The organism is Cedecea neteri (assembly GCF_000758325.1).
Taxonomy (GTDB): Bacteria; Pseudomonadota; Gammaproteobacteria; order Enterobacterales; family Enterobacteriaceae; genus Cedecea; species Cedecea neteri_B.
The window spans coordinates 4,546,043-4,572,173 of sequence record NZ_CP009459.1 but is presented as its reverse complement, the minus strand read 5'-3'; the positions used below and the strand labels follow the sequence as shown (position 1 = coordinate 4,572,173).

Annotated in this window: 24 protein-coding genes and 1 pseudogene; 12 read left to right on the top strand and 13 right to left on the bottom strand. The window is 56.6% G+C overall.

Going from position 1 to position 26,131, the window contains the following annotated elements; genetic code table 11:
- Window positions 1-18: 18 nt before the first annotated feature.
- Both LH86_RS21265 and LH86_RS22745 read right to left on the bottom strand, forming a co-directional pair.
- Window positions 19-414 (bottom strand): ATP-binding protein, encoded by a 396-nt coding sequence (locus LH86_RS21265; protein ID WP_197061694.1) that lies wholly within the window; start codon window positions 412-414, stop codon window positions 19-21.
- 3 nt (window positions 415-417) lie between these two features.
- Window positions 418-528 carry a deoxynucleoside kinase gene (locus LH86_RS22745; RefSeq protein WP_197061693.1) on the bottom strand — a complete coding sequence of 37 codons (111 nt, stop codon included), beginning with the start codon at window positions 526-528 and terminating at the stop codon, window positions 418-420.
- Between the two features lie 264 nt (window positions 529-792).
- Here LH86_RS22745 and LH86_RS21260 point away from each other — a divergent pair, with 264 nt between their 5' ends.
- From LH86_RS21260 to LH86_RS21240, 5 genes are read left to right on the top strand one after another with little or no spacing between them, the layout of a single operon-like run.
- Entirely contained in the window at window positions 793-1,869 is a 1,077-nt protein-coding gene (locus LH86_RS21260) for an ABC transporter ATP-binding protein (RefSeq protein WP_039305636.1), read from the top strand.
- Window positions 1,862-2,491, top strand: coding sequence for an ABC transporter permease (locus tag LH86_RS21255; protein WP_039305633.1), 630 nt, complete (start codon window positions 1,862-1,864; stop codon window positions 2,489-2,491). Before LH86_RS21260 ends, LH86_RS21255 begins: the two co-directional genes overlap by 8 nt.
- Window positions 2,491-3,159 carry an ABC transporter permease gene (locus LH86_RS21250; RefSeq protein WP_039305631.1) on the top strand — a complete coding sequence of 223 codons (669 nt, stop codon included), beginning with the start codon at window positions 2,491-2,493 and terminating at the stop codon, window positions 3,157-3,159. Before LH86_RS21255 ends, LH86_RS21250 begins: the two co-directional genes overlap by 1 nt.
- Before the next feature lie 37 nt (window positions 3,160-3,196).
- Complete coding sequence (locus LH86_RS21245; RefSeq protein WP_039305628.1) at window positions 3,197-4,096, top strand: ABC transporter substrate-binding protein; 900 nt, start codon at window positions 3,197-3,199, stop codon at window positions 4,094-4,096.
- A 45-nt stretch (window positions 4,097-4,141) separates the two neighbouring features.
- A complete protein-coding gene (locus tag LH86_RS21240) occupies window positions 4,142-5,473 on the top strand; it encodes an NtaA/DmoA family FMN-dependent monooxygenase (RefSeq protein ID WP_039305624.1) in 1,332 nt (443 codons plus the stop codon).
- Window positions 5,474-5,594: 121 nt separating this feature from the next.
- On the opposite strand, the gene LH86_RS21235 is transcribed toward LH86_RS21240, so the two are convergent.
- From LH86_RS21235 to LH86_RS22365, 4 genes are all read right to left on the bottom strand, one after another.
- Entirely contained in the window at window positions 5,595-6,392 is a 798-nt protein-coding gene (locus tag LH86_RS21235; RefSeq protein WP_039305622.1) for a phosphate/phosphite/phosphonate ABC transporter substrate-binding protein, read from the bottom strand.
- Window positions 6,385-7,386: a fatty acid desaturase gene (locus tag LH86_RS21230; RefSeq protein WP_039305618.1), complete on the bottom strand. Its 1,002-nt coding sequence runs from the start codon at window positions 7,384-7,386 to the stop codon at window positions 6,385-6,387. Before LH86_RS21230 ends, LH86_RS21235 begins: the two co-directional genes overlap by 8 nt.
- A 188-nt stretch (window positions 7,387-7,574) precedes the next feature.
- Window positions 7,575-7,994 carry a VOC family protein gene (locus LH86_RS21225; protein ID WP_008459377.1) on the bottom strand — a complete coding sequence of 140 codons (420 nt, stop codon included), beginning with the start codon at window positions 7,992-7,994 and terminating at the stop codon, window positions 7,575-7,577.
- A 146-nt stretch (window positions 7,995-8,140) separates the two neighbouring features.
- The gene (locus LH86_RS22365) at window positions 8,141-8,314 is read right to left on the bottom strand and encodes a YfgG family protein (RefSeq protein ID WP_034809523.1); all 174 of its coding nucleotides are present in this window, start codon (window positions 8,312-8,314) and stop codon (window positions 8,141-8,143) included.
- Window positions 8,315-8,670: 356 nt separating this feature from the next.
- Between LH86_RS22365 and LH86_RS21215 the strand changes: the two are divergent.
- Window positions 8,671-10,931, top strand: a pseudogene (locus LH86_RS21215) (EAL domain-containing protein).
- A gap of 1 nt (window position 10,932) precedes the next feature.
- Here LH86_RS21215 and ppx read toward each other — a convergent pair.
- From ppx to purM, 4 genes are all read right to left on the bottom strand, one after another.
- Entirely contained in the window at window positions 10,933-12,474 is a 1,542-nt protein-coding gene (ppx, locus tag LH86_RS21210) for an exopolyphosphatase (protein WP_039305615.1), read from the bottom strand.
- A gap of 23 nt (window positions 12,475-12,497) precedes the next feature.
- On the bottom strand, window positions 12,498-14,558 hold the full coding sequence (gene ppk1 / locus LH86_RS21205; RefSeq protein WP_039305612.1) for a polyphosphate kinase 1: 2,061 nt from the start codon (window positions 14,556-14,558) through the stop codon (window positions 12,498-12,500).
- 173 nt (window positions 14,559-14,731) lie between these two features.
- The gene (purN, locus tag LH86_RS21200) at window positions 14,732-15,370 is read right to left on the bottom strand and encodes a phosphoribosylglycinamide formyltransferase (RefSeq protein ID WP_039305601.1); all 639 of its coding nucleotides are present in this window, start codon (window positions 15,368-15,370) and stop codon (window positions 14,732-14,734) included.
- On the bottom strand, window positions 15,370-16,407 hold the full coding sequence (gene purM / locus LH86_RS21195; RefSeq protein ID WP_039306456.1) for a phosphoribosylformylglycinamidine cyclo-ligase: 1,038 nt from the start codon (window positions 16,405-16,407) through the stop codon (window positions 15,370-15,372). Before purM ends, purN begins: the two co-directional genes overlap by 1 nt.
- Window positions 16,408-16,630: 223 nt before the next feature.
- Here purM and upp point away from each other — a divergent pair, with 223 nt between their 5' ends.
- The 3 genes from upp (at window position 16,631) to LH86_RS21180 (ending at window position 19,428) form a co-directional block, all read left to right on the top strand.
- Complete coding sequence (gene upp, locus LH86_RS21190; protein ID WP_008459367.1) at window positions 16,631-17,257, top strand: uracil phosphoribosyltransferase; 627 nt, start codon at window positions 16,631-16,633, stop codon at window positions 17,255-17,257.
- Between the two features lie 85 nt (window positions 17,258-17,342).
- Window positions 17,343-18,629 (top strand): uracil permease, encoded by a 1,287-nt coding sequence (gene uraA, locus LH86_RS21185; RefSeq protein WP_039296041.1) that lies wholly within the window; start codon window positions 17,343-17,345, stop codon window positions 18,627-18,629.
- A gap of 97 nt (window positions 18,630-18,726) precedes the next feature.
- Window positions 18,727-19,428 (top strand): DnaA inactivator Hda, encoded by a 702-nt coding sequence (locus LH86_RS21180; RefSeq protein WP_213715630.1) that lies wholly within the window; start codon window positions 18,727-18,729, stop codon window positions 19,426-19,428.
- Window positions 19,429-19,459: 31 nt separating this feature from the next.
- Here the strand turns inward: LH86_RS21180 and LH86_RS21175 are convergent, their stop codons facing one another.
- Window positions 19,460-20,620 (bottom strand): pyridoxal phosphate-dependent aminotransferase, encoded by a 1,161-nt coding sequence (locus tag LH86_RS21175; protein ID WP_039305598.1) that lies wholly within the window; start codon window positions 20,618-20,620, stop codon window positions 19,460-19,462.
- Between the two features lie 149 nt (window positions 20,621-20,769).
- Here LH86_RS21175 and mtnC point away from each other — a divergent pair, with 149 nt between their 5' ends.
- On the top strand, window positions 20,770-21,453 hold the full coding sequence (gene mtnC, locus LH86_RS21170) for an acireductone synthase (RefSeq protein ID WP_039305595.1): 684 nt from the start codon (window positions 20,770-20,772) through the stop codon (window positions 21,451-21,453).
- Complete coding sequence (locus LH86_RS21165) at window positions 21,450-21,992, top strand: 1,2-dihydroxy-3-keto-5-methylthiopentene dioxygenase (protein WP_008459357.1); 543 nt, start codon at window positions 21,450-21,452, stop codon at window positions 21,990-21,992. Before mtnC ends, LH86_RS21165 begins: the two co-directional genes overlap by 4 nt.
- 294 nt (window positions 21,993-22,286) lie before the next feature.
- Here LH86_RS21165 and mtnA read toward each other — a convergent pair whose 3' ends face one another.
- Window positions 22,287-23,312: an S-methyl-5-thioribose-1-phosphate isomerase gene (mtnA, locus tag LH86_RS21160; protein WP_039305592.1), complete on the bottom strand. Its 1,026-nt coding sequence runs from the start codon at window positions 23,310-23,312 to the stop codon at window positions 22,287-22,289.
- Window positions 23,313-23,419: 107 nt separating this feature from the next.
- Here mtnA and mtnK point away from each other — a divergent pair, with 107 nt between their 5' ends.
- Window positions 23,420-24,619 (top strand): S-methyl-5-thioribose kinase, encoded by a 1,200-nt coding sequence (gene mtnK / locus LH86_RS21155; RefSeq protein WP_039305589.1) that lies wholly within the window; start codon window positions 23,420-23,422, stop codon window positions 24,617-24,619.
- Between the two features lie 263 nt (window positions 24,620-24,882).
- Here mtnK and LH86_RS21150 read toward each other — a convergent pair whose 3' ends face one another.
- Window positions 24,883-26,121 carry an LVIVD repeat-containing protein gene (locus LH86_RS21150; RefSeq protein ID WP_039305586.1) on the bottom strand — a complete coding sequence of 413 codons (1,239 nt, stop codon included), beginning with the start codon at window positions 26,119-26,121 and terminating at the stop codon, window positions 24,883-24,885.
- Window positions 26,122-26,131 lie beyond the last annotated feature (10 nt).

The following is a 26,131-nucleotide window of genomic DNA, read 5'->3' as shown; positions in this document are numbered from 1 at the left end:
CTTCTCCCTGCGGGTCAGTTAGCGGCTGGCGGTAGCCGGAAAAACAAACTCAAACTCTTCCTGTTCAAACTCATCAGGCGCTTCCCAAAGGCTGCTGGCGACTTCAAAAATCTCGTCCGGCACCACCATCGAGAAGGTTTCGCCTTGCTCGGTATTACGGCGCTGCACGCGCTCGCGGCGAACGCTTTTGGGCGCGTCGAGGACGTGTACGCAAAACGGGATGCCTTCTTCTTGCAACTGGCGGAGCAGGGCTAACCTTGGGCCTTGCTGAATCAACCCCAGCTCCAACGCAATGCTGTTGGTGGCTAGTACGGTGCGGGCATAACTCAGGATCAGCTCAATAAGCCGGTCTTTGCGCTCCACGTACCAGGGCACAAAATTCCCGGCCGGGCGGTCGGGGCTGTAGAGCCGCACGAACTACTCGTCCAGCGCGATATGGGTAAAGCCGTCGGTTTTGGCCAGGGCTTTGGCGTAGGTTGATTTACCCGCGCCAACCGGGCCTTCAATAAAGTGTATTTGGTTCATCATGTAAGCTTTTTTTAAGAGAAATTATCAGGCGCGTTTTGGCACATTTTTACCGATAGTAGCGTTAGAAGTGACTTTTAAATAGCTACCTTATTTGTTGTTTTTATAAGAAATAACCCGATGGTTGCTGATAGTTATTTTCTGGCAATTCTTAGCATCATGTTGAATTTGTGAACGCTTTTTCCTCTGCAATACTGCCCTGGCGTGTGCTGAAACGTATAAGCCCGAAGGGCAAAATTGCGCGGTATGAGGAAGTGCAGAAGCATCATGATTCAACTAGAAAACATCAATAAGATCTATCCGGGCAATGTGCAGCACGCGATTAGTTCGCTGAATATGACCATCAACGAAGGGGAGTTTTGCACCTTTGTTGGCCCCAGCGGCTGCGGGAAAACCACCACGCTACGCATGATAAACCGCCTGGATATCCCGGACAGCGGTGAAGTCTATATTCAGGGAGAGCCGCTCTCCCGTGCCGATATCATTCAGATTCGCCGTAAAATTGGCTTTGTGATGCAAAGCCCGGCGCTGTTTCCCCATCGTACCGTCGCGGAAAACATTGCCACCGTGCCACGCCTGCTGGGCTGGGATAAACGAGCCATTTCCCGCCGCATTGACGAGCTGGTGGCGCTGATGTCCCTCAACCCGCTGGTGCTGAAACGCTATCCCCATCAGCTTTCTGGCGGGCAGCAAAGCCGGGTGTCTACCGCCCGCGCCCTTGCGGCCGATCCGCCTATTTTGCTGATGGATGAACCTTTTGCCGCTATCGACCCTGTCGTGCGCGACAGATTGCAGGGCGAGCTTCTGGCGCTGCAGGCCCGGCTGCATAAAACCATTATTCTGGTGACCCACGACATCAACGAGGCAATTCGCCTCGGCGACCGCATTGCCATTTTCCGTGAAGGTGGGCACCTCGAGCAGTTCGACACCCCGGACAATATTCTCTCCTGGCCTGCCAGCGATTTTGTGCGCGACTTTATTGGCCCTGAACCCAACCTCAAGCGCCTCGGCATGATGCGTGTGGGCGATCTGCCGCGCCGGGATGTGCCGGTCTTTACGCATGCTGAGCCAGCATCCGCCGACTCTACCTTGCTCCACGGGCAGCGTGCGCTGGTCCTGGACGCCGAAGGGCGGCCTCGGCACTGGCAGGAAAACGGGCAGCAGTTGCCGGTCCGGATTGCCAAAGAAAGCGAGTCGCTGCGCCACGTTTACAGCGCCTTGCTCGACGTCCCGCAGGGCGTGTTGGTGCGCGTCACTGCCGAAGGGCACTACGCCGGAGCCGTGGACAGCGCCCTGTTGAGCGATGCGCTTAACCGGCATCAGGAGCTGCACCGCAATGATTGACTGGCAATGGGTGACCGACAATCTCGACATGATAGGCGAGCTGATGCTGCAGCATTTGCAGATGGTGCTGCTGTCTCTGGCGATGGGGACGCTGCTGACCGCCGGAATGCTTTTACTGTCCATCGTCTGGCCCGCGCTGTCCGGCCCGCTGATTTCCCTGAGCGGGGTGCTGTTTACCATCCCGTCGCTGGCGCTGTTTATTCTGCTGCTGCCGTGGACCGGGCTGTCAGTGACCACGGCGGTGATTGGCCTGACGCTTTATTCGCTGCTGATCCTGCTGCGTAACGTGCTGGCGGGTATGCAAAAACTGCCCGCCGACGTGCTGGAATCTGGCCGGGCGCTGGGCTACACGCGCTTTGGTCGCTTTATCGACGTGGAGCTGTTTCTGATTCTGCCCGCGCTGTTTGCCGGGCTGCGTATCGCTTCCGTGACGCTGGTGGGCTTAGTGATCGTCACCGCGCTGATAGGCCAGGGCGGGCTGGGGCAACTCATGATCCTCGGCTTCAACCAAAACTTTTTAACGCCGATTCTGGTCAGCCTGGCGCTGAGCCTGGTGTTGTCGCTGGTGCTTGACCTGCTGATCGCGCGTCTCGGCTACAGCCTGACGGGGTGGACGCGCTGATGGATATCGTACAGCAAACCTGGCTTTGGTTTTTACAGGCCGACCACTGGGGCGGCGACCTCGGCATCTGGCATCGCTTCGGCGAGCATCTTTATTACGTGCTGATAAGCCTGCTGCTCGGGGCGTTAATCGCCCAGCCGCTCGGCATTCTGCTCGGCTACTGGCGGCGCGGGGCGTTTTTCGCCATCAACCTGTTCAACATCGGCCAGGCGTTTCCTTCGCTGGGGATCATCTTGCTGTGCATCATGCTGCTGGGTTTTAACGATGTGCCGGTGTTTATCGCCCTCGTCGCACTGGCGATTCCGCCGATGCTGACCAACACCTACGTCGGCATCAGCCACGCCGATCAAACGCTGTGCGATGCGGCCAAAGCGATGGGCATGACGCCGCTGCAAAGTCTGATCAAAGTGCGTATTCCGCTGGCAATGCCGCTGATTTTTGCCGGCATCCGTACCTCGCTGCTGCAGCTTATTGCGACGGCGGTGGTTGCCGCCTACGCCGGGCTCGATGGTCTGGGACGCTTCCTGATAGACGGCCTGGGGCAGCGCGACTACCCGCAAGTGATCGCCGGTTCGGTGGTGATTTCCCTGCTGGCCGTCGGCTGCGAGCTGCTGATGTCGCAGGTGGCTAAGCGCTGGCTCAATTTTGCAATACCAACCGCAGGTTAGAACTTGCGCACAACACAACATAAAACAGAGAAGGGTGATGATGATGAAAAATTGGCTGACAACGGCAAGCAAGGGATTCCGGCTGACTTTACTGGCTGCAGGGCTGGCAAGCGTAGGGTTTGCGGCGCACGCGGAAACCGTCACGATTGGTGGCGCAAACTACTCAGAACAAACGATCCTGGCCAACATCTACGCCAGCGCATTAAAACAGCAGGGCATCGATGTCAAAACGCGGCTTAACCTCGGCAACCGCGAAATTATCATTCCGGCGCTGAAATCCGGCGAGCTGGACGTGGTGCCGGAGTATCTCGGCGCGCTGCTGAACTACTACCACGGCGGCAGTAAAGCAACGACCGAACAGGAAGTCTCTGCCGAACTGCAGCAGGCGCTACCGGCGGATCTTGCGCTGCTAAAACCGTCCTCGGCGGCCTCCATTACCGCATGGGGCGTGCGCGAAGAGACGGCCAAAAAATATAACCTGAAAACCTTGTCCGACCTGGCGAAGGTTGCCCCTCAACTGGTCGTTGGTGGCCCGCCGGAAGTGGCGACCCGCGCCCTTGGCTTGCCAGGGTTGGAGCGCGTGTATGGCATTAAATTCAAATCCTTTAAGTCACTGGATATCGGTGGCCCGCTGAGCCGCCTGGCGCTGAACTCCGGCAAAATCGACGTGGCGACGCTGGTGTCGACCCAGGGCGATCTGCTGAAAGAGAAGTGGGTGGTGCTGGAGGATGACAAACACGAGCAGCCGGCTCAGAACCTGGTCCCGCTGGTGCACAAAGGCGCCGTTTCGCCGAAAGTGGAGGAAGTGCTCAACGATATCTCCGCCAAATTGACCACCAAAGATTTGATCCAGCTGAACAAGCTGGTGGATGTCGATCATAAAGATCCGGCTAAAGTTGCCGACCAGTGGGTAAAAGAAAAACTGGCCGCTAAATAATGAGTCCCCGGCCAGGGAGGGCCATTTCACAACGAGTATCCCGCCATGTCGCAAGCTACCGCCATTTTTAACCTGTTCTTCTTTAACCCACAGGGCGATTATCGCTTTTCCTGGCGCCACCCGAACGCGCCGGGCAAAGAGATTTTCACCCTGAAGTATTACGCTGACCTGGCGCGCAGGGCCGAAGCCGCCGCGCTGGATAACATTTTTATTGCCGATCATGTCGCCATCTGGGACACGGTGCCGAGCGGCGTGCCGCATTACGCTAACCCGCGGCTGGAACCAATCACCCTGCTGGCCGCGCTGTCGGCGGTGACCGAAAACATCGGCCTGATGGCGACGGCTTCGACGTCCTACACCGAGCCTTATAACCTGGCGCGCTATTTTGCCTCGCTTGACCATTTGAGCGGGGGACGCGCGAGCTGGAATGTCGTCACGTCCTGGCTGCCGGAAGAAGCGGCCAACTACGGGCTGGATACCTTGCCGGAGCACGGCAGGCGCTACGAGCGCGCCGCCGAGTTTATCGCGGTGGTAAGAAAACTTTGGGATTCCTGGGAAGAGGAAGCCGTGCTGATCGACAAGCAAAGCGGCTATTTTGCCGATCCTGAGCGTGTACATCCGCTCAACCACGCAGGCGAGTTCTTTAAGGTGCGCGGCCCGCTGAACGTGCCGCGCCCGCCGCAGGGGCACCCGATCGTGGTGCAGGCTGGCTCCTCCGAGTCCGGCAAAGCGCTGGCGGCGGCCCAGGCCGATATTCACTTTGTGTTTATGAGCAACATAGAGAAAGGGCTGGCCTACCGCGAGGATATGAATCAACGCCTGCGTGAAAAAGGGCGCGAGCCGGAGCACTTTAAAATCCTCGGCGGCGTACTGCCGGTGGTGGTGAACACGCCGGAAGAAAAAGAGCAGCGCCGGGCGCTGATTCAGACGCTGATGAACGACCAGATGGCGCTGGATCTCCTCAGCACCTATCTGCGGATGGATATGGGGGAATACGATCGCCACGCGCCGCTGCCGCCTTTGCCGGACGAACAGGGTTTTGACGGCCTGAGAACCGCGCTGCAGATCATCAAAGGTTACGATCCCGCCCTGACGGTGCTGGAGCTGGGTCGGTTATTGCTGCAAAGCTCCGACAGCTGGCTGGTCATCGGCACGGCCCAGGAAGTCGCCGACACGCTGAGCGAGGCGTTTCATGCCGGGGCCGTGGACGGCTACAACCTGATGTTCCCGTTCTTGCCGGTGGATTTCGATAATTTTGTTGACCAGGTGGCGCCGATTTTGAAACAAAGTGGGGTGATGCAGCAGGCCTACCGGCCAGGTACGCTGCGTGAGAAGTTGGGGTTGCCGCCGGTGGGGAATCAGTTTAAGCGTGGGTGACAGGTTTGCCCCTCACCCTAACCCTCTCCCCGCGGGGGAGAGGGGACTAAAGAGTGTTGGGGTTAACCAGATCCCCCTCTCCCTCTGGGAGAGGGCCGGGGTGAGGGTAAAAAGCCGTAACCTAAAGCGTCACCAAACCACTAGCCGCAGCCTTCTGCGCCGCATCGCTAATCGGCTGATAATCATCCCGATCGGTCGCGGTAAAATCCTTTATCAGCAACGCTTCCCTGACGTCTTGCCACTGCGGCTCGCTCACCAGCCGTTTCAATGCGCGGCGCAGTTGCGCCAGTTCCACCGCTGAAGTTTGCGCCGAAGTGATCATCGGCAAACCCGGAGCCAGTGCGGTTGTGCCGATTGAAACCAGGCCTGATACACGTTCCGGTTCGTGACGAGCAACCAGCGCGAGAGTGACCGCATCAATGGCGGCAATATCGCTCGTGCCAGCCTGTACCTCCGCCAGCGACTGGCGGTGGCTGCCGCTAAAGGCGATGTCTGAGAAGAACTTCCCGTCTTTTTGCAGCGGGGCAACCAGGCTGCGCAGGCCGTGATAGCCGGACTGGGAGTCGTCGCTGTTGCACACGACGCGTTTGCCCCGGAAATCTGCCAGCGTTTTTCCCGCGTCAGCTTCGCGAATAATCAGCTGGCTGCTGTAGTGAAATCCTTCGCAGCCTGCCGCCTGATAATGAAACGTACCGACGACCTGCACATTCGGCAGCAGGGCGCGCAGCGGATAACCGCAGGTTTGGCTGAGCAAAAGATTGGGTTCCTGCCAGTGGTTCAGGCGATCTTCGGGTTCGCTGTAAATCAAACTGTCGCCGTCCAGCCCTTCTTCGCTCAGCAGCAGGCGCAAGGCGGCTAACAGCGCTTCGGTGTCCGGATGATGCACGTCGTACATTGGCAGCGAGATAAGCTTACTCATGGGCTTTCTCCTGCGGCACCGCGTCCTGCGCCAGGCGTCCGTCCGGGAAGAACGGGTTGATTTCCACCTGGATCGGTTTAATCAGATGCTCGCGCATCAGCTCGCCGTAGCCGTTCACAAAGAAGCCCTGGTTCCGCTTCAGATATTCTTCTTTGTAGGCGCGGTAAACGGTTGGCAGCCCATACCACGGAATCCCTGGAAGATCGTGATGTACGGAGTGATAGTTCAGGTTCAAGAACAGCAGACGCCAGAACATGCCTGCTTCGTTAATCACCGTCCGGGCCTCAGGATCTTCCGCCGCGCGGTGTTCGAAGAAAGAGCGGACCTTGGTCATCGCCAGCATCGGCCAGGTGACGACCAGCAGGTAGTAAACCACCGAAAAATCATGCTTCACCAGCCAGCCGAGCACCGGGATAAGCAGCAGCAGATGTACCGTCCACATCGCCATCGCCGGGCGATTGCCGCTGCGGAAAGTGTCCCAGATATTGACCACCGTCCAGCGCATGGTCAGGACCGGCGTCAGTAATAGACGGCCAGGGAAGGTATTACGCAGACGCACCAGCAGGCGCTGAACGCCGCTAAAATGCTGCCAGCGGCGGCGGGTAAAATAGTAACTTTCCGGGTCAGTTTCCGGCACGGTCAGATCTTCATCCTGGTGATGTTTAAGATGCAGGTCGCGATAAGTGCCGTACGGATACCAGATAGAAAAGGGGATCAGCCCGAACAGCTGGTTCAGGCGCGGGAAGCGCGTCGGGTGGCCGTGCAATAGCTCATGCTGCAGCGACATATACCAGGTCGCTAACCAGATGAGCAACAGCGTGGCCGGGAAGAGGCCAATGGTTTTCCACCACGCTACGGTGGCAAACCAGCCGCCATAAATCGTGATAATCAGCAGCCAGGTGGGCAGCTCCGTGCGCCACAGCCACGAACGCCGCAGTTTACTGACAAATTCCCGCTGTTCTTCATGTAAATAGACCGACGCTCTGCCACTCATTTAACTTATCACTGCCCGCAATTAACCGTTGAATTGAGCAGAGAGTAAATCGTCGCCGCTAAAGCCCATAGGAATATAAATAGCTATGCTTAGAACATAAAATGATTAAGCAAAAAGAGAGAATAAGGGAAGAAGAGCGAAGCGGCATAAAGGCAGAAAAGGGCGGTTTATTGCCGCCCCTCAGGCGGTTACATTGACTCAATGCCAACCCGCTGACCGTAGGAGAGTTCAAGCGTATTGCCGTCCGGATCGGCAAAGAACACGAAGTAACCCACCGGGTCACCGAGCTGTTCTGGTTCTCTGCGCAGCACGCCTTCGGCCCTCGCCATTTCCGTCTTGCGATCAATCTCTTCTTTGGTTGCGCAGGCCACGCCCAGGTGACCAAAATTCCCCAGTGGCGTGTCGGTGTTGTTGTCTGCCTGTACCAGCACCAGCGCAAAAGGTCGGGTGCGATCGCTTAGCCAGGCAACCTTGCGCGCGTCCGGCAGGTTGGGCTCTCGCTGGTGAATCACTTTCATAGCGGTATAGCGGAGGTAAAAATCGACGCTTTTATCCAGATCCTTCACCATAAAGGCGACGTGAGTAAAGCCTACATCAATCTGTTCCATACTGTGCCTGTTCAGCTGTTTTTGATGGCGTGACTTTACAACCTCAAGTTAACTTTAGGTCAAGGCGAGGGGCCAACAAACGGGTCGCTTGAGCATTTTTGAACAAGTGATAAGAAACGGAAAGAGCGCGCGGGGGAACCGACGGACTAGCGGTTAGCGCTGTCCACCTGCTGGCTGCTTTGTTGGGTTTCTGCTTTTTTATCCTGATGGTGGTACCAGGCCCCGATAGAGGAATAAATAAAGCGACCAAAAAAGAACAGGAAACTGATGAGCAGAATAATGCGGGTCATGCGATTATTGAAACGGTTTCGTCTTTGCATAGTCGTAACCTGTGTCACGCAGGGGTCCTTGAAGTTGGCCCGGCAGTGCGGGCGACGGGGCTATTTAGTCACACTGAACCCCTCAGGTCAATTATTCATCATGTAAAAACGGCCTGAATGAATGATTCATGGGCATTTCATTCATGAGGTGAATTTGTTGTGAACTAATATGAATCATATTCAGTCTGAATTTTACCTCAGCAGTGATTCATTGAATTGATACTGATATGCATCAATTATTCTTAATGTTAGCGAACTAAAATTTGCCCCCCGTACAAACGGAAGATGGGCCGTAACTAACCGGAAAGGATATCCGGGAGATACCCGAAGAGGAACAGGGGTTTTGGCGAAGAAGTATGCAACTGGTTAGCTGGTATAAAAAATCAAAAAATAAATGGTGGGCACTGCCCCTGATTCTCCCCAGCCTTCTATTGCCGCTGGTGGCAACGTTCAACGCGCAAACGGTGTTGGATGGCGGGAGAGTTTTTCTGCTTTATATGTCGCTCCCGCTGCTAACTGCATGCATTGTACTGTTTGGGCGCGCGGCTATTCCGGGCATTGTTCTGGCGCTGCTGATTCGCTATCTGCCCTCGGAAGGCGGGTGGGTTGCGCTGCTGGCCGTCTTACACTTTATCGTGCCGATTACGGTCAGCTGGAGCTGTTACCGCTATTTTGTGCCGCGACGCAACGCGGTGACCTTTGGCATGATTCAGCTCACCGCTCAGCGTATGTTTTGGCTGGTGCTGGTAAACGCTGCGCTATTTCTGGTGTTCTATGAACTGGCGTTATTTTTAGGCTGGTACGATCGGAGCTTTTCTATTCTGTCCGCCACGCCGTGGAGCGCCCGGACATTAATTAATTTCCAGGCCGTGCTGGTGGGGGATTAACCGGGCTGCCGTTCTTCTATTTTATTTTGCGAATGATAGTGCACCCGCGCTTTATCAAAAGCTTCTGGTCCCGTATGCGGGGGCAGCGGCAGAAGGGCGTGACGCGAAGTGAGATGTTGCTGTGGGCGGCTCTCGTCGGTTTGCTTATTTGGCTGCTGTTGTACCCGATTAGCCAGAACAAAACGATTTTTAATACCGATTACACGCTGACGCTTATTCTGCCCGTGATGCTATGGGGAGCAATGCGTTTCGGCTTTCTGTTTATTACCAACGCCTGGACCGTGGTGCTGATTATTCTCTGCGGTGGTTTCCACAATTACTTGCCGCCGGATATGGGCTTTCAGCTGCATTTGGCCATTGCGTCGTCCTGTTATGCAGTGTTCTCCATTACCATCTATTTAATGGCGTCGGTCACCACCCGACAGCGCTTCTTGCACTATAAAGCCCGCCGCGTGGCGTTTATCGATCCGATGATGCAGATGCCGAATCTACGCGCGTTATCTCGCGACCTGGGGAATACGCCCTGGTCGGCGCTAGGGTTTGTGTCGATTCCCGAGCTGGAGCTGCTGGGGCGAAACTACGGCGTTTTGCTACGCATTCAATACAAACAGCAGCTGGCAGAGTATTTGCGCGGCCAGCTGTCGCCCGGCGAGAGGGTGTACAACCTTTCCGGGCACGACCTCGCTCTGCGCCTCAATTATGAATCTCATCAGGCTAAAATTGAGTCCCTGTACGCCCACGCCCGACGGTTCCGCTTTATGTGGGACGGGATGCCGCTGCAGCCGCAAATCGGCATCAGCTATTGCTTTGTGCGCCATCCGGTGTCCCATCTCTACTTATTGCTCGGCGAGCTAAGCACTATGGCCGGGGTGTCGCTCTCTACGCAACAGCCTGAAAGCCTGCAGCAAAAAGGCTCCAATCACATTCAGAATGCGGTCAAACGCAAAGTTGAAATGATGAACCGCCTGCAGCACGCGCTCGACCAGGACCTGTTTGTGCTGATGGCGCAGCGTATTGAAGGGCTGCGGGGAGACGCGTACTACGAGGTGCTGCTGCGGATGCGTGGCGATAAAGGCGAACTGCTATCGCCGGATCTCTTTTTGCCCGTCGCCCATGAGTTTGGGCTTTCATCCCGCATTGACCGCTGGGTGCTGAATGCCGCCCTGCAGTTTATGGATAAGCACCGCGACAGTTTGCCCGGCTGCCGGCTTGCCATTAACCTGACGCCCGCCTCAGTGTGCCAGGCCCAGCTTCCGGATGATGTTCAGCATTTGCTGACGAAGTACCGCATTGAGCCGTGGCAGCTGGTCTTTGAAGTCACAGAAAGTCACTCTTTAACCAACCTTGAACAGGCCAATGTAACGCTGAAGATGCTGCAGCGCATGGGGTGTCGGGTGGCTATCGACGACTTTGGCACCGGCTATGCCAGCTATGCACGCCTCAAAGAGCTGAGTGCCGACATCCTTAAAATTGACGGCAGCTTTATCCGCAATATTTTAACCAGCAGCCTGGATTACCAGGTGGTGAGTTCGATCTGCCAGCTGGCAAGAATGAAGAAGATGCAGGTTGTGGCGGAATATGTGGAGACGCAGGCGCTGAAAGATGCCGTCCGGGCGATGGGCATGGATTATGTTCAGGGGTATTTGATTGGCCGGCCTCAGCCGCTGGAGAGCCTTGTAGAAGAACAAAGCCCCCCAGCGCCGGAAGACGCCAGGGGACTGATGGAGTGAATCAGGCGGAGAGCGCCGCTTCGGCCTCTTCCTCAATGGTCAGCTTCCAGCCGGTCATGCTTTCCCAATACAGCTGTTCGCGCTCCAAATCCAGCTGCACCAGCGTGTTCTGGCTAAACCAGTCGTGCGGGAAGCGCAGCGTCCAGTGGTTGTCATCGGTTTCCAGCACCAGCGTCGGCGGGGTGGTTGTCGCCTGGCGCTGGTTATTCAGCAGCGTGGCCAGACGAATCAGCTGAATCAGCGGCAGGAACTGTTTCTTTTTAAACAGCGTGAAGCGCGGCAGATCGTCCAGCTTGATGGCCTTGCGGTGGTAGCGCACCAGGGAAGCCATCAGCACCTGCTGCTCCTGGTTGAAGCCCGGCAGGTTGCTGTTTTGCAGAATATAGGCCGAATGGCGGTGCATCCCGCTGTGGTTGATGCTCAGCCCGACTTCGTGCAGCATCGCGGCCCACTTCAGCAGCGCGGCCATTTGCGGGTTAGCCAGCTTGTGGTTCTGTGTTTCCCACTGCTGGTATAGCAGTTCAACGGTTTCCAGTACCCGACGAGCCTGATCGCTGTCGATGTGGTACTGCTCCGCCAGGCTTTGCGCAGTGCGAATACGAATATCCTGATGGCGGAAACGGCCTTCCATTTCGTACAGCACGCCTTCGCGCAGTGCGCCGTCAGAAAGTCGCAGCTCGCGGATGGCAAGCGCATCAAACACGCCGCACAGAATGGCCAGCCCAGGTACAAACACCGCTTTACGCTCTTCGGACAGGCCCGGCAGGCTCAGGGAATCGAAGGTTTTAAACTTCAGCACTTCCTGCTGCAGCATGTCCAGACGTTCCGGGGTGATCATCCCGTCTTTTTCGCCCATCTCAATCAGCACTTCATGCGCCGCTTTGATGGAGCCCGAGGCGCCCATCGCGACTTTCCAGCCCTGCAGGCGATATTGCCAGGCAAGGGTTTCCAGTTTTTGGATCGCCGCCATGCGGGCGCGCTTGAAGCTTTCCGGGCTGATGACGCCGCCAGGGAAGAAGTTTTGCGCGAAGCTGACGCAGCCCATACGGCGGCTTTCCACCAGCATCGGCTCAAAATCTTCGCCGATCACCAGTTCGGTGGAGCCCCCGCCGATATCAATCACCAGCTTGCGGCCTTTCTCCGGCTGAGTGTGTTCCACGCCCATAAAAATCAGACGGGCTTCTTCGTTCCCGGGAATGATTTCGATCGGGTAGGGGATCACTTTCTCCGCGCGTTTCAGAAACTCCGCGGCATTGGTGGCCTCGCGAAGCGAGTGGGTGCCCACAATGCACACGTTGTCTGCTGCAAATCCCTGCAGGCGTTCGGCAAACAGCGCCAGGCAGGAGAGCCCACGCTCCATGGCCTCCTCGCTTAATTTGTTATCGGGCCCGAGGCCATCCGCGAGGTGCACGCGCTGCTTCAGGCGGCCAATGATTTGCATGGCGCCATCCACCACACGGGCAATGACCATGTGGAAGCTGTTCGAGCCGAGGTCGACCGCAGCAAATTCCTGCGGCCGTGGAGCATGGTTTGATATCGGCATAATTTTATCTTCGCCTGAGAGCGTTAGTCAGGTTGTTCCAGAGTTTTAATATAATCGTAGATCGCCAGTTGCGAACGCACTTTCCGGCGGTTGCCGCGCGACACATAGCGATTACTCAGTTCTTTGTCGATGATGCGCGCTTTCACCGTGTCGTTCAGCTGGATATCAATGATATCCAGCATACGCTGCTTCAGGCGCGGATCGAGGACCGGGACGGCCACTTCAATACGGTAGTCGATGTTGCGGGTCATCCAGTCGGCTGACGAGAGGAAGACTTTTTTATCGCCACCGTTTTCAAAAATATAGACCCGGTCGTGCTCGAGGTAACGGTCAACGATACTCTGCACGCGGATATTATCACTGATCCCGTCGAGTTCTGGAATCAGCGAACACATGCCGCGTATCAGCAGGTTCACCTTCACGCCCGCGCTGGACGCGGCATAAAGTCTGTCCACCAGGCCTTTGTCCACCAGGTTATTCAGCTTCAGCGTGATCCCGGCAGGCTGCCCGTTTTGGGCATTTTTGATTTCGCGATCGACCAAATCGTACAGCAGGCGGCGCGAGTTTTGCGGCGACACCAGCAGATAGTCGAAGGTCACCGGGCGGTACGGGTTTTCGATAAAGTTAAACACGCGGCGCACTTCGTTGGTGATGCGTGCATCGGCGGTTAACAGAGAATAGTCCGTGTAGAGACGGGCGGTTTTCTCGTTAAAGTTACCGGTTCCGATATGCGCATAACGCACAATCTCTTCGCCTTCCATACGCGAGATGAGGAACAGCTTGGCGTGAATTTTCAGCCCCGGCGCGGAGAAGATAACATGGACGCCCGCCTCGGTAAGGCGCTTCGCCCAGTGGATGTTCGCCTCTTCGTCGAAACGCGCCTGCAGCTCCACCACCACGGTCACTTTCTTGCCGTTATGCGCGGCGTGGATCATCGAATCAATAATGCGCGAGTCTTTTGCCACGCGGTAAATATTGATTTTAATCGCCAGCACGCTCGGGTCGAAGGAGGCCTGGCGCAGCAGCTCAAGGACGTGTTCGAAGGTGTGGTACGGGTAATAAAGCAGGACGTCGCGCTCGCGAATGGCGTCGAACCCGTTACGGAATTTATCAAACCAGATGTGGCGCAGGCGAGGCAGCGGCTTATTCACCAGGTTAGCTTTCCCGACGTTCGGGAAGCCAATAAAGTCTTTGAAGTTGTGGTAGCGCCCGCCGGGAATGATCGAGTCGTAGTTGGAAATGGTCAGCTTGTCACGCAGCATCTCCACCATCGCATCCGGCATATCGCGCTGATAAACAAAGCGCACCGGCTCGGCGGTCAGGCGCTGTTTCAGGCTGGAGGACATCAGTTCCAGCAGACTGGATTCCATTTCGGTGACCAGGTCGTACTCGGCGTCACGCGTCATCTTCATTGAATAGGCGTTGAGCGCGTCGTAGTCGAAGAACCCTTTAAAGATCTCGTCCAGGCAATAGCGCAGGATGTTATCCAGCAGGATCATCGGCTTGCGGCGGCGAGGCGCTTCCGGCGGCAGGTTCACAAAGCGTGGCACTTTGTCAGACGGGATCTCCAGCAGCGCGTAGCGAATGCTGTCCCCGCGAATGATTTCGACCGCCAGATAGGTGTAGTCGTCCTTCAGGAACTGCACCAGGTCGGTATCGCGGTTGATTAAAATAGGGGTGATGTGCGGGCGAAGCTGATGCTTGAAATAGCTGCGCAGCCAGCTTTGCTGATTTTCGGAAAGCTGGCGTTCGTTAATCAGGAAGATTTGGTTGCGGGCCATCTCCAGCAGCAGCTCGTTATACAGGCTGTCAAATTCCTGATCGGCCTTCAGCACCCGGGCCTGAATCTTATTCAGCAGGTGGCGCTGGTTGGAAGGAGAACCCTGTTCTTCACTGATTAAAATGCGGCGCTTCAGTTCGGCGAAACGCACTTTATAGAATTCATCGAGGTTATTGGAATAGATGCCGAGAAAACGCATCCTTTCAATCAACGGGTTGAGCTTGTCCGCCGCTTCCTGCAGAACGCGTTCGTTAAAAGACAACCAGCTCAGTTCTTTTTCGATATACAGCTTATCCTGACCCATTAGTCCTCACACTCCGTTTTCGTGGACGTGGCAATGCCGTCACCGTCACGTCAGTTATTATGGCGAGCTTTAGCGGAGAATGTCCAACTATGCAGATGAAACTCTCTCATCTGACCATGACAACTTTATGAGGGACAGACACAAAAAAAGGGCCGAAGCCCTTTTTAGTTAAATTATTCTGCTGCATGCCCCTGCGGGGGCAGCTGCACACCATCAAGCCAGGCGGCGTTGTGGCGCATTTTTAGTCGATCGTCGAGGAACCAGCTCACGACCAGCGGGTAAATCGCGTGTTCCTGATGCTGAACGCGAGCGGTGATTTCGTCCTCATCATCCCCTTCAAATACCGGCACTTTGGCCTGCAGAATGACCGGGCCGCCGTCCAGTTCGTCAGTGACAAAATGCACGGAGGTGCCGTGCTCTTCGTCGCCGTTTTCCAGCACCTGGCGGTGAGTATGCAGACCGGGGTATTTCGGCAGCAGGGAAGGGTGGATGTTGAGTAAGCGACCGCTGTAGCGCGCCACAAAAGCCGGGCTGAGAATGCGCATATAACCCGCCAGCACCACGACGTCCGGCGCGTAGGCGTCAATCTCCTGCATCAGCTGGCGATCGAACGCCTCGCGGCTGGCAAACTCGCTTGCCGCCAGCGCGTGGGTAGGGATCCCGGCTTCGCGGGCTCGCTCGAGGCCGAACGCGTCGGCCTTATTGCTGAACACCGCGCTGATGGTGCCGTTAATCTTCTTCTGCTGGCAGGCATCAATGATCGCCTGCAGATTGCTTCCGTTACCGGAAATCAGCACCACAATGTGTTTCATTACTCAATAACCACGCGCTCTTCGGAATCAGATGCCTTGATGATACCGATTTTCCACGCCTTTTCACCTTTGGCCTGCATTAGCTCAACGGCTTTATCCGCTTCTGCGGCTGGCAGCGCAATGACCATGCCCACGCCGCAGTTAAAGGTGCGGTACATTTCGTGGCGGCTGATGTTGCCGGCCTGCTGCAGCCAGTTGAAGACCGCTGGCCACTGCCAGGAAGATTCGGCGATCACGGCCTGGGTGTTGTCCGGCAGCACGCGCGGGATATTTTCCCAGAAGCCGCCGCCGGTCAGGTGGGCGATGGCGTGAACATCCACGTTTTCAATCAGTTCAAGGATGTTTTTCACGTAAATGCGGGTTGGCTCGAGCAGGTGGTCCGCCAGCGGTTTCCCTTCCAGTTCGGTGGTCAGCGGGTCGGTGCCGCTCACTTCCAGCACTTTGCGCACCAGCGAGTAGCCGTTGGAGTGCGGGCCGCTTGAGCCCAGCGCAATCAGGACATCGCCATCGGCAACTTTAGACCCGTCGATGATTTCAGACTTCTCAACCACGCCGACGCAGAACCCGGCCACGTCGTAGTCTTCCCCGTGGTACATGCCCGGCATTTCAGCGGTTTCACCGCCAACCAGTGAGCAGCCTGACTGCAGGCAGCCTTCGGCGATACCGGTGATCACGCTGGCGGCGGTATCCACGTCCAGTTTGCCGGTGGCGTAGTAGTCAAGGAAGAACAGCGGCTCGGCGCCCTGGACCACCAGGTCGTTCACGCACATGGCGACCAGATCAATGCCGATAGCGTCGTGGCGTTTTAAATCCATAGCCAGACGCAGCTTGGTGCCCACACCGTCGGTGCCGGAAACCAGGACCGGTTCGCGATATTTCTGAGGCAACGCGCACAGCGCACCGAAACCGCCCAGGCCACCCATCACTTCCGGGCGGCGGGTTTTTTTCACTACGCCTTTAATTCTGTCGACCAGAGCGTTACCAGCATCAATATCTACACCGGCATCTTTATAGCTGAGAGAGGTTTTATCGGTCACTGCTCGTTCCCCACGGGTGGTATATAAGAAAAACGCGGCAATTCTAACAGTGCAGGCAAACGTTTGCGAGCCTCTTATCATCGGCAAGAAAAGAATTCCTGAGATAGACTCAATCCAGTCCGGTTGATCTCGATCATCCCATTAGCTGTAGCGCAGCGGCAAAAAAGCGGTATAATCCGGCGATTTTTTTTGTGGTAGCCAACTATCTCGGGGGAGAAAGAGTATGAAGATCGTGGAAGTGAAACACCCACTCGTCAAACACAAGCTGGGCCTGATGCGTGAGCAAGACATCAGCACCAAGCGCTTTCGTGAACTCGCCTCTGAAGTAGGCAGCCTGCTTACCTATGAAGCCACTGCGGATCTGGAAACCGAGAAAGTCACCATCGAAGGCTGGAACGGCCCGGTGGAAGTCGACCAGATCAAAGGCAAGAAAATTACCGTTGTGCCAATTCTGCGTGCTGGCCTTGGCATGATGGAAGGCGTCCTGGAAAACGTACCAAGCGCGCGTATCAGCGTCGTCGGCGTTTACCGCGATGAAGAAACCCTGCAGCCGGTGCCTTACTTCCAGAAGCTGGTTTCTAATATAGAAGAACGTATGGCGCTGGTGGTTGACCCGATGCTGGCGACCGGCGGCTCTATGATTGCCACCATCGACCTGCTGAAAAAAGCGGGCTGTACCAGCATTAAGGTGCTGGTGCTGGTTGCCGCGCCGGAAGGCATCGCCGCGCTGGAAAAAGCGCACCCGGACGTGGAGCTGTACACCGCTTCTATCGATCAGGGCCTCAACGAGCACGGGTACATTATTCCTGGCCTCGGTGATGCGGGCGATAAGATATTCGGAACCAAATAAGATTCATCAGCCGACTTTGAAAGTCGGCTTTTTTTTGATTGCAGCAAACACCGTTCGTTAAAAAAAACACTTAGAGGAAAACAACATGACCCGCCGCGCCATTGGGGTGAGTGAACGCCCGCCCTTACTGCAAACGATTCCGTTGAGCCTGCAGCATCTGTTCGCCATGTTCGGCGCAACCGTGCTGGTGCCAATTCTGTTCCACATCAACCCGGCCACGGTACTGCTGTTTAACGGCATCGGCACTTTGCTTTACCTGTTCATCTGTAAAGGCAAAATCCCGGCTTATCTGGGCTCCAGCTTCGCGTTTATCTCTCCGGTATTGCTGCTGCTGCCGCTGGGATATGAAGTGGCGCTCGGCGGTTTTATTATGTGCGGCGTGCTGTTCTGCATCGTGGCGCTGATTGTGAAAAAAGCCGGTACCGGCTGGCTGGACGTGATGTTCCCTCCGGCGGCAATGGGCGCGATTGTTGCGGTTATCGGTCTGGAACTGGCAGGCGTGGCGGCCAACATGGCTGGACTGCTGCCTGCGGAAGGCGCATCCCCGGATTCCACCACTATTATTATCTCGCTGGTGACGCTGGCGGTGACGGTGTTTGGTTCCGTGCTGTTCCGTGGTTTTATGGCGATTATCCCGATTCTCATCGGCGTGCTGGCGGGCTATGCGCTCTCCTTCGCGATGGGCGTGGTAGACGTGACGCCAATCCGCGAAGCGCACTGGTTCGCGCTGCCAACCTTCTATACACCTCGCTTTGAATGGTTCGCTATCTTCACCATTCTGCCTGCGGCGCTGGTGGTTATTGCCGAACACGTGGGCCACCTTGTGGTCACTGCGAATATTGTGAAAAAAGACCTGATTCGCGACCCGGGCCTGCACCGCTCGATGTTTGCCAACGGCATTTCAACCGTGTTCTCCGGCTTCTTCGGCTCCACGCCAAATACTACCTACGGCGAAAACATCGGCGTCATGGCCATCACCCGCGTGTATTCGACCTGGGTTATCGGCGGCGCGGCAATTATCGCCATTCTGCTTTCCTGCGTCGGTAAACTGGCGGCAGCGATTCAAATCATCCCGGTGCCGGTGATGGGCGGTGTTTCTCTGCTGCTGTATGGGGTGATCGGTGCCTCCGGTATTCGCGTGCTGATCGAATCCAAAGTGGATTACAGCAAAGCGCAAAACCTGATCCTGACCTCTGTGATTCTGATCATCGGGGTGAGCGGGGCGAAGGTGCACATCGGTGCGGCAGAGCTGAAAGGCATGGCGCTGGCGACCATCGTCGGCGTGGGCCTGAGCCTTATTTTCAAACTTATCAGCATACTGCGCCCGGAAGAAGTCGTGCTTGACGCGAAAGACAACGACGCGCAGGCCTGATCGTTTCCTCGCCGGGCGGATCCTCGCCCGGTTCTAAACCTCAGCCATTCTGTGTTAGACTCGTTTCGATTTTCTGCCTGTTATGGTTGAGGTACTTCTGAATACGCCGGCACAGCTCTCACTGCCACTCTATCTTCCCGACGACGAAACCTTTGCGAGTTTCTGGCCGGGTGACAACCCTTCTTTATTAGCCGCCCTGCAGGCGGTACTCCGTCAGGATCACAGCGGGTATATTTATTTCTGGTCGCGTGAAGGCGGCGGGCGCAGCCATTTGCTGCATGCGGCCTGCGCAGAGCTTTCCCAGCGCGGTGAAGCCGTGGGCTATGTGCCGCTGGATAAGCGCACCTGGTTTGTGCCGGAAGTGCTGGACGGGATGGAGCAGCTGTCGCTGGTTTGCATCGACAATATCGAATGCGTGGCCGGGGATGAGCCGTGGGAAATGGCGATTTTCAATCTTTATAATCGCATTCTGGAATCCGGGAAAACGCGCCTGCTGATCACCGGTGACAGGCCGCCTCGCCAGCTCAATCTGCAGTTGCCTGACCTGGCTTCCCGCCTGGACTGGGGGCAAATTTACAAGCTGCAGCCGCTTTCCGATGACGACAAGCTGCAGGCGCTGCAGCTGCGTTCCAGGCTGCGGGGGTTTGAGCTGCCGGAAGACGTGGGGCGCTTCCTGCTAAAACGCCTCGATCGTGAAATGCGTACCCTGTTTATGACGCTCGATCAGCTCGATCACGCCTCGATTACCGCCCAGCGTAAGCTCACTATTCCGTTCGTCAAAGAGATCCTCAGCCTGTAGTTTTCCCCGTCCGCCGACGGGGAATGTCGCTTTATACCTGGCGCAATCTTTCTGCCGCGGCGTCCAGCGTCGCTTCCTGCTTGGCGAAGCACAGGCGAATCAGCTTATGCGGGAAAGTATCCGCGCAGAACACCGACAGCGGGATCGCCGCCACGCCCACTTCTTTGGTCAGCCACTGGCAGAAACTCACGTCGTCGAGATCGGAGATTGCGCTGTAGTCGGCCAGCAGGAAGTAAGTCCCTTCGCAGGGCAGAATTTCAAACCGGCTGTCCGCCAGCGCTTCAACAAAGCGGTCGCGGCGCGCGCGATAAAACTCCGGCAATTCACGATAATGTTCCGGTTCGGCACGCAGCATGTCGGCAATCGCCAGCTGCGCCGGGGTATTCACCGCGAACGTCAGGTACTGGTGAACTTTACGCAGTTCAGCGCTGATGGCCGCCGGTGCCACGCAGTAGCCCACTTTCCAGCCCGTCATATGGAACGTTTTGCCGAAAGAGGACACAGAGATAGCGCGCTCGCGCAGCTGTGGGTGAGCCAGCACGCTGGCGTGGCCTTCTTCGTCGAAGCAGATATGCTCGTACACTTCGTCGCTCAGCACGTAGACTTCATGCTGCGCAATGGCCTGCCAAAGCGCGGCAAAATCACTTTTTCGCCAGACGGTAGCGGACGGGTTGTGCGGCGTGTTAAGAATGACGAGGCGGGTTTTGTCGCTCAGCAGGGCAGTAAATTCTTGCCAGTCAACGCGGAAGTGCGGCGGCTGGAGGGCAATACGTTTCAGAATGCCGCCGGAAAGCGTCACGGCTGGGGCATAGCTGTCGTAGCTCGGGTCAAAGCAAATCACTTCATCACCCGGGCGAACCAGCGCGGTGATGGCGGCGTAAAGCGCTTCGGTGGCGCCAGCGGTGACCGTGATATCGGTATTGGCATCCGGTTTGTGGCCGTACAGGGCTTCGGTTTTCTCGGCGATGGCTTCACGCAGGGCCGGAACGCCGGTCATCGGAGCGTACTGATTCGCGCCCTGGCTGACGTGAAACGCCAGGCGCTCCTGCAGGTAACGCGGGCCATCGAAATCCGGGAAGCCCTGGGAGAGGTTAATGGCGTTATGCTGCTGCGCAAGGGCGCTCATTTGCGTGAAAATAGTGGTACCGAGCGCCGGCAGTTTGCTTTCTGGAATCAAAGGGGAGTGGCTCATTATTCTTCGACCTTAACGTGGTGCGTGTGTTTCCCTGTGTTGCCGGGACTATAACACGATGTTAAGATTTAGCAATCAAGACGCTTAGACGTCTAAATAATAATGACCTCAGTTGCCAACATAACGCAGCGCTAACGGCTGGAGAGATGATGATTCGCGCCATTGTTACCGATATTGAAGGCACCACCAGTGACATTCGCTTTGTGCACAACATCCTGTTCCCGTATGCCCGCGAACGCCTCGCGGGTTTTGTTCGCGAGCAGCAAAATGAAATAGCCCCAATACTCAACGACCTGCGGGCGGAAATTAATGAACCGCAGGCGGATATTGAACGGCTGATTGAGACGTTGTTTAGCTTCATGGATGTAGATCGTAAATCTACCGCGCTAAAAGCGCTGCAGGGCCTTATCTGGCGGGATGGCTACGTGAATGGAGACTTCACCGGCCATCTCTATGATGACGTTCTGCCCGCGCTGAAGGCCTGGAAACAGCAGGGCATTGCTCTGTATGTCTATTCATCTGGCTCGGTGGCGGCGCAGAAGCTGCTTTTTGGCTACAGCGACGCCGGGAATATTACTGAGTTGTTCAGCGGCTATTTTGATACCCATGTTGGGGCCAAGCGTGAAGCGCAGTCCTACCGCAACATCGCGGCGGAGATTGGCGTGGCACCTGAGGCGCTGCTGTTCTTGTCAGATATTCACCAGGAGCTGGATGCCGCACGGGAAGCCGGGTGGCAAACCGTGCAGCTTATTCGCGGCGAGGCGGATGACGTCAGCCGTCATCGCCAGGTAAACCGTTTCGACCACATTAATCTGGAGTCGTTTTCTTCATGAGCGCATTGACCATTTTTACCGATACCGAAGCAAAGGAGCCGGTATGGCACAGCACGGACGCGCAAGAGATTCGCGAGCAGCTCAACGCTAAAGATGTGCGTTTTGAACGCTGGGAAGCGAACCAGGATTTAGGCAACGACCCAACGCCGGAAACGGTGATTCACGCTTATCAGCATGCTATCGACAAGCTGGTGGCGGAGAAGGGCTACCAGAGTTGGGATGTGATCAGCCTGCGTGCGGATAACCCGCAGAAAGACGTGCTGCGGACCAAATTCCTGTCTGAACATACCCACGGCGAAGATGAAGTGCGTTTCTTCGTCGAAGGCGCTGGGCTGTTCTGCCTGCACCTGGACGACAAGGTGTATCAGATCCTCTGCGAGAAGAACGACCTGATTTCCGTCCCGGCCGGGACACCGCACTGGTTTGATATGGGTTCCGAGCCGCATTTTACCGCGATTCGTATTTTTGATAACCCGGAAGGCTGGGTGGCGCACTTCACCGGCGACGCGATCGCCGATGCTTATCCACGCTTGCCGTAGTTGTTGAGTTGAGCCTTCCTTCGGGAAGGCTTTTTAGTCCAGCTGTTGTGCCGTTCACTTCCCGATCTTTTTTATCTCCCAGTTTTGGGTTGGCTGAGATGCGTTCCCGACGTTCTCAGCCACCGAGCCGCTGCTGGTTTTTACCCTCACCCTAACCCTCTCCCAGAGGGAGAGGGAATAAACAATACCGCATGTCGTTTTTTCTCCCTCAGCCCAGAGGGAGAGGGAATAAACAATATCGCATGTCGTTTTTCCTCCCTCGCCCCCTTGGGGAGAGGGCCGGGGTGAGGGGAATTATTTCTTCGGCAAAAATACCCCATCCCGAACCTGCTCCGGCGTCACCACGCCCGTATCCAAAATCCAGCCGCTAATTAGCTCTGCCGGGGTGACATCAAACGCCGGGTTATACACGCTGGCGTTGTCTGGTGCCCACTGCACGCTGCCAAAACTGCCCGCCACACCGGTCACTTCACTGGCTGCACGCTGCTCAATCGGAATGGCTTCGCCGTTCGGACAGTTTCTGTCGAGCGTGGTATGAGGCGCGGCAACATAGAACGGAATGTCGTGGTAATGCGCCAGCACGGCCAGGCTGTAGGTACCGATCTTGTTGGCCACGTCGCCGTTCGCGGCGATGCGGTCCGCGCCCACCCAGATAGCGTCCACCTGCTTTTTCGCCATCAGGCTGGCGGCCATTGAATCGCAAATCAGCTGGTAAGGAATGCCCAGCTCACCCAGTTCCCATGCCGTCAGCCTGCCGCCCTGCAGCAGCGGGCGGGTTTCGTCCACCCAAACGCTGGCGACGTTGCCTTCGTTAAATGCTCGCTGGATAACGCCCAGCGCGGTGCCGACGCCTGCGGTAGCAAGGCCGCCGGTGTTACAGTGGGTCAGCAGGCGGCTGCCGGGCTTAACCAGCGCTGCTCCGGCACGAGCGATGTTATCGCACAGCACTTTATCCTCTGCCACCAGCCGCAGCGCTTCTTCTTCGAGCGCAGCTACAACGTTTTCCTGGGTCAGCGCCTGCTTCATGCGGTCCAGGTTATTCATCAGGTTCACCGCCGTCGGGCGGGACGCCCGCAGGGTTTCCAGCGCTTCAGCGAGCTGAGACTTTGTTAATCCCTGTTCTGCCAGCAGCGCCAGCAGCAGGCTGGCGGAAAGGCCGATCAGCGGCGCGCCACGCACGCTGAGGGCGTGAATATGGGCGACCAACTGCGACACGGTGTGTGCCGGGAGCCAGTTTTTCTGCTGCGGCAGCGCCTGCTGGTCAAGGATCCAAAGCTGGTTATCACGCACTTCAAGGCTGGTGGTTTTTAAATTATGCATTCGTGTTAATTCCATGTTGCGTTGTTGCGGTATATTGTGCCAACATGACTTCCAGATGTATAGACGTCCAAACGTCTTAATTTACTTTATTTTCTGAGAGGATCGCCATGTCGCACTACCGCACTTTTACCGCCGCTGACGCAGTGGCCTATGCTCAACAGTTTGGCGGGCTGCAGACGCCGTCTGAGCTGGTGGAGGCGCAGGAAGTGGGCGACGGCAACCTCAATCTGGTGTTTAAAATCTTTGATTCTCAGGGCGTCAGCCGGACTATCGTGAAGCAGGCACTGCCGTATGTGCGCTGCGTGGGGGAGTCCTGGCCGCTGACGCTGGATCGCGCTCGCCTTGAGGCGCAGACGCTGGTGGAGCACTACCAGCACAGCCCGGAGCACACGGTCAACGTGGTGCATTACGACCCGGACCTGGCAGTGATGGTGATGGAAGATCTCTCCAGCCACCGTATCTGGCGCGGCGAGCTGGTGAAGGGCGTTTATTATCCTCAGGCGGCCAGCCAGCTTGGGGAATATCTGGCCAAAGCGTTGTTCCACACCTCAGATTTTTATCTGCACCCGCATGATAAGAAGGCGCTGGTTGCCCGCTTTATCAACCCGGAAATGTGCGAAATCACCGAAGATTTGTTCTTTAACGATCCGTATCAGATCCACGAGCGAAATAACTACCCGGCCGCGCTGGAACAGCAGGTTGCCGCGCTGCGAAGCGACAGCGACCTGAAGCTGGCCGTGGCTTTGCTAAAGCATAAATTCTTCTCAAGCGCCGAGGCGCTGCTGCACGGCGATATCCACAGCGGGTCGATTTTCGTCGCGGAAGGTAGCCTGAAAGCTATCGACGCTGAGTTTGGTTACGTGGGCCCGGTCGGGTTTGATCTTGGGACCGCCATCGGCAACCTGTTGCTGAACTACTGCGCGCTGCCAGGCCATTTTGGTCCACGGGATGCCGCCAGCCAGCGAGAACAGCGCCTGAAGGATATTCAGGAACTGTGGCTGAGCTTCTCAGAGCGCTTTACGGCGCTTGCCCGCGAGAAAACACGCGATGCGGCGCTGGCAACGGAAGGCTACGTTGAGCACTACCTGCAAAAAGTGTGGGTTGATGCGGTGGGCTTCTGCGGCACCGAACTGATTCGCCGCTCGGTTGGTTTGTCTCACGTTGCCGATCTGGAAAGTATTGAGGATGAGGCCACTCGTCAGGCCTGCGTCAGTCACGCGATTGAGCTGGGCAAGTTCCTGATTCTGATCGCCGGGCAGGTGGATTCGGTGGATGAGTTTATTGCGAGGGTTCGGCAGAAGGGGTGATTTTTCTGCTGCGTTCACTTTGAATTGTATTCACTGCATCACTTCTGGTTTTTACCCTCACCCTAACCCTCTCCCCACAGGGGAGAGGGGATAAAGAATGTCGTCTGTAGCTTGTTTTCTCTCGTCCAAAGTGGAGAGGGATAAAGTATGCCTCCCGTCATATGTTTTCTCCCTCTCTCTGTGGGGCGAGGGACTAAATAATGCCTGCTATCTTATGTTTTCTCCCTCTCCCCTGTGGGGAGAGGGCCGGGGTGAGGGGCAAACTACCCCAAATACTCAATAATCGACAACCCGCCGTTATAATCCGTGCTGTAAACAATCCCCTGCGCGTCGACAAAGACATCGCAGGACTGGATCACCCGTGGGCGGCCTGGGCGAGTATCCATCATCTTCTCCGGGGCGGCAGGTACCAGCGCACCTGTTTCTAACGGGCGGTACGGGTTGGAAATATCGTAGGCTCGCACGCCTGCGTTCTGATACGTCGCGAAAATTAGCGTATCGCTGATAAAACTACCTGGGCGGTTTTCGTGCAGGTTATGCGGGCCGAAGTGCGCGCCTTTCGCCACATAATCAATCTCATCCGGCTGCGGGAACGTAGAGATGCTGACCGGGTTCGACGGATCGCGAATATCGAACAGCCAAATCAGTTTCTCTCCGTCCTCCTGGTTGTCCAGCACCGCTTCGTCGAGTACCACCAACAGATCGCGATTCGGCAGCGGCAGCGCCGTATGGGTGCCGCCGCCAAACGGCGGGCTCCAGTTACGGTGGCTGATGAGCTGCGGCTGAGTTCGGTCGGAAACGTCCAGCAGCGTCAGGCCGCCGTCGCGCCAGCTGGCATACGCCGTGTCGCCGCTAATAATTGCGTGGTGTAGCGCATAGCGTTTGCCTTCCGGCCAGGTCGGCTGCTCGCCTGCGGCGGTGTTCATGCCTGGTAGCCACCAGTTACCTGCGACCTGTGGATTGCGCGGGTCGGCGAGGTCGATAGTCAGGAAGATATAATCGCTAAACCCATCGATCAGCGCGGAAACATAGGCCCAGCGGCCGCCCACATACCAGCAGCGGTGGATGCCGATGCCGGTCAGGGACAGAAAGCTGATTTCTTTAGGCTTGTCCGGCGTGGAGATATCGAAAATGCGTAACCCGGCGCTCCAGCCTTTGTCCTGCACGTCGCGAACCGTTTCGCCGACCGATTTGGTGTAGTAAACCTTTTCATCGGCGAAACGCACGTCGGCAAACAGATCCCGGGCGTTAATCACCAGCAGCAGGTCGTCGTGCGCCTGCAGGTGAATATTCCAGGTACCCGGCGGTGCGGGCACGAAGCCCGCCGCTTTCGGGTTTTTAGGATCGCGGACATCAATAATCGAAAAGCCCTGCGACACCATATGGCCGATATACGCATAGCCCCGGTGCACCATTAGCTGCACGCCGTCCGGTTTTCCCCCCTGATCGCTATGGCCGATCAGCCGCATATTGCGGCTGTATTCGGGTTGTGGCAGAGCCATTGCGCGACTC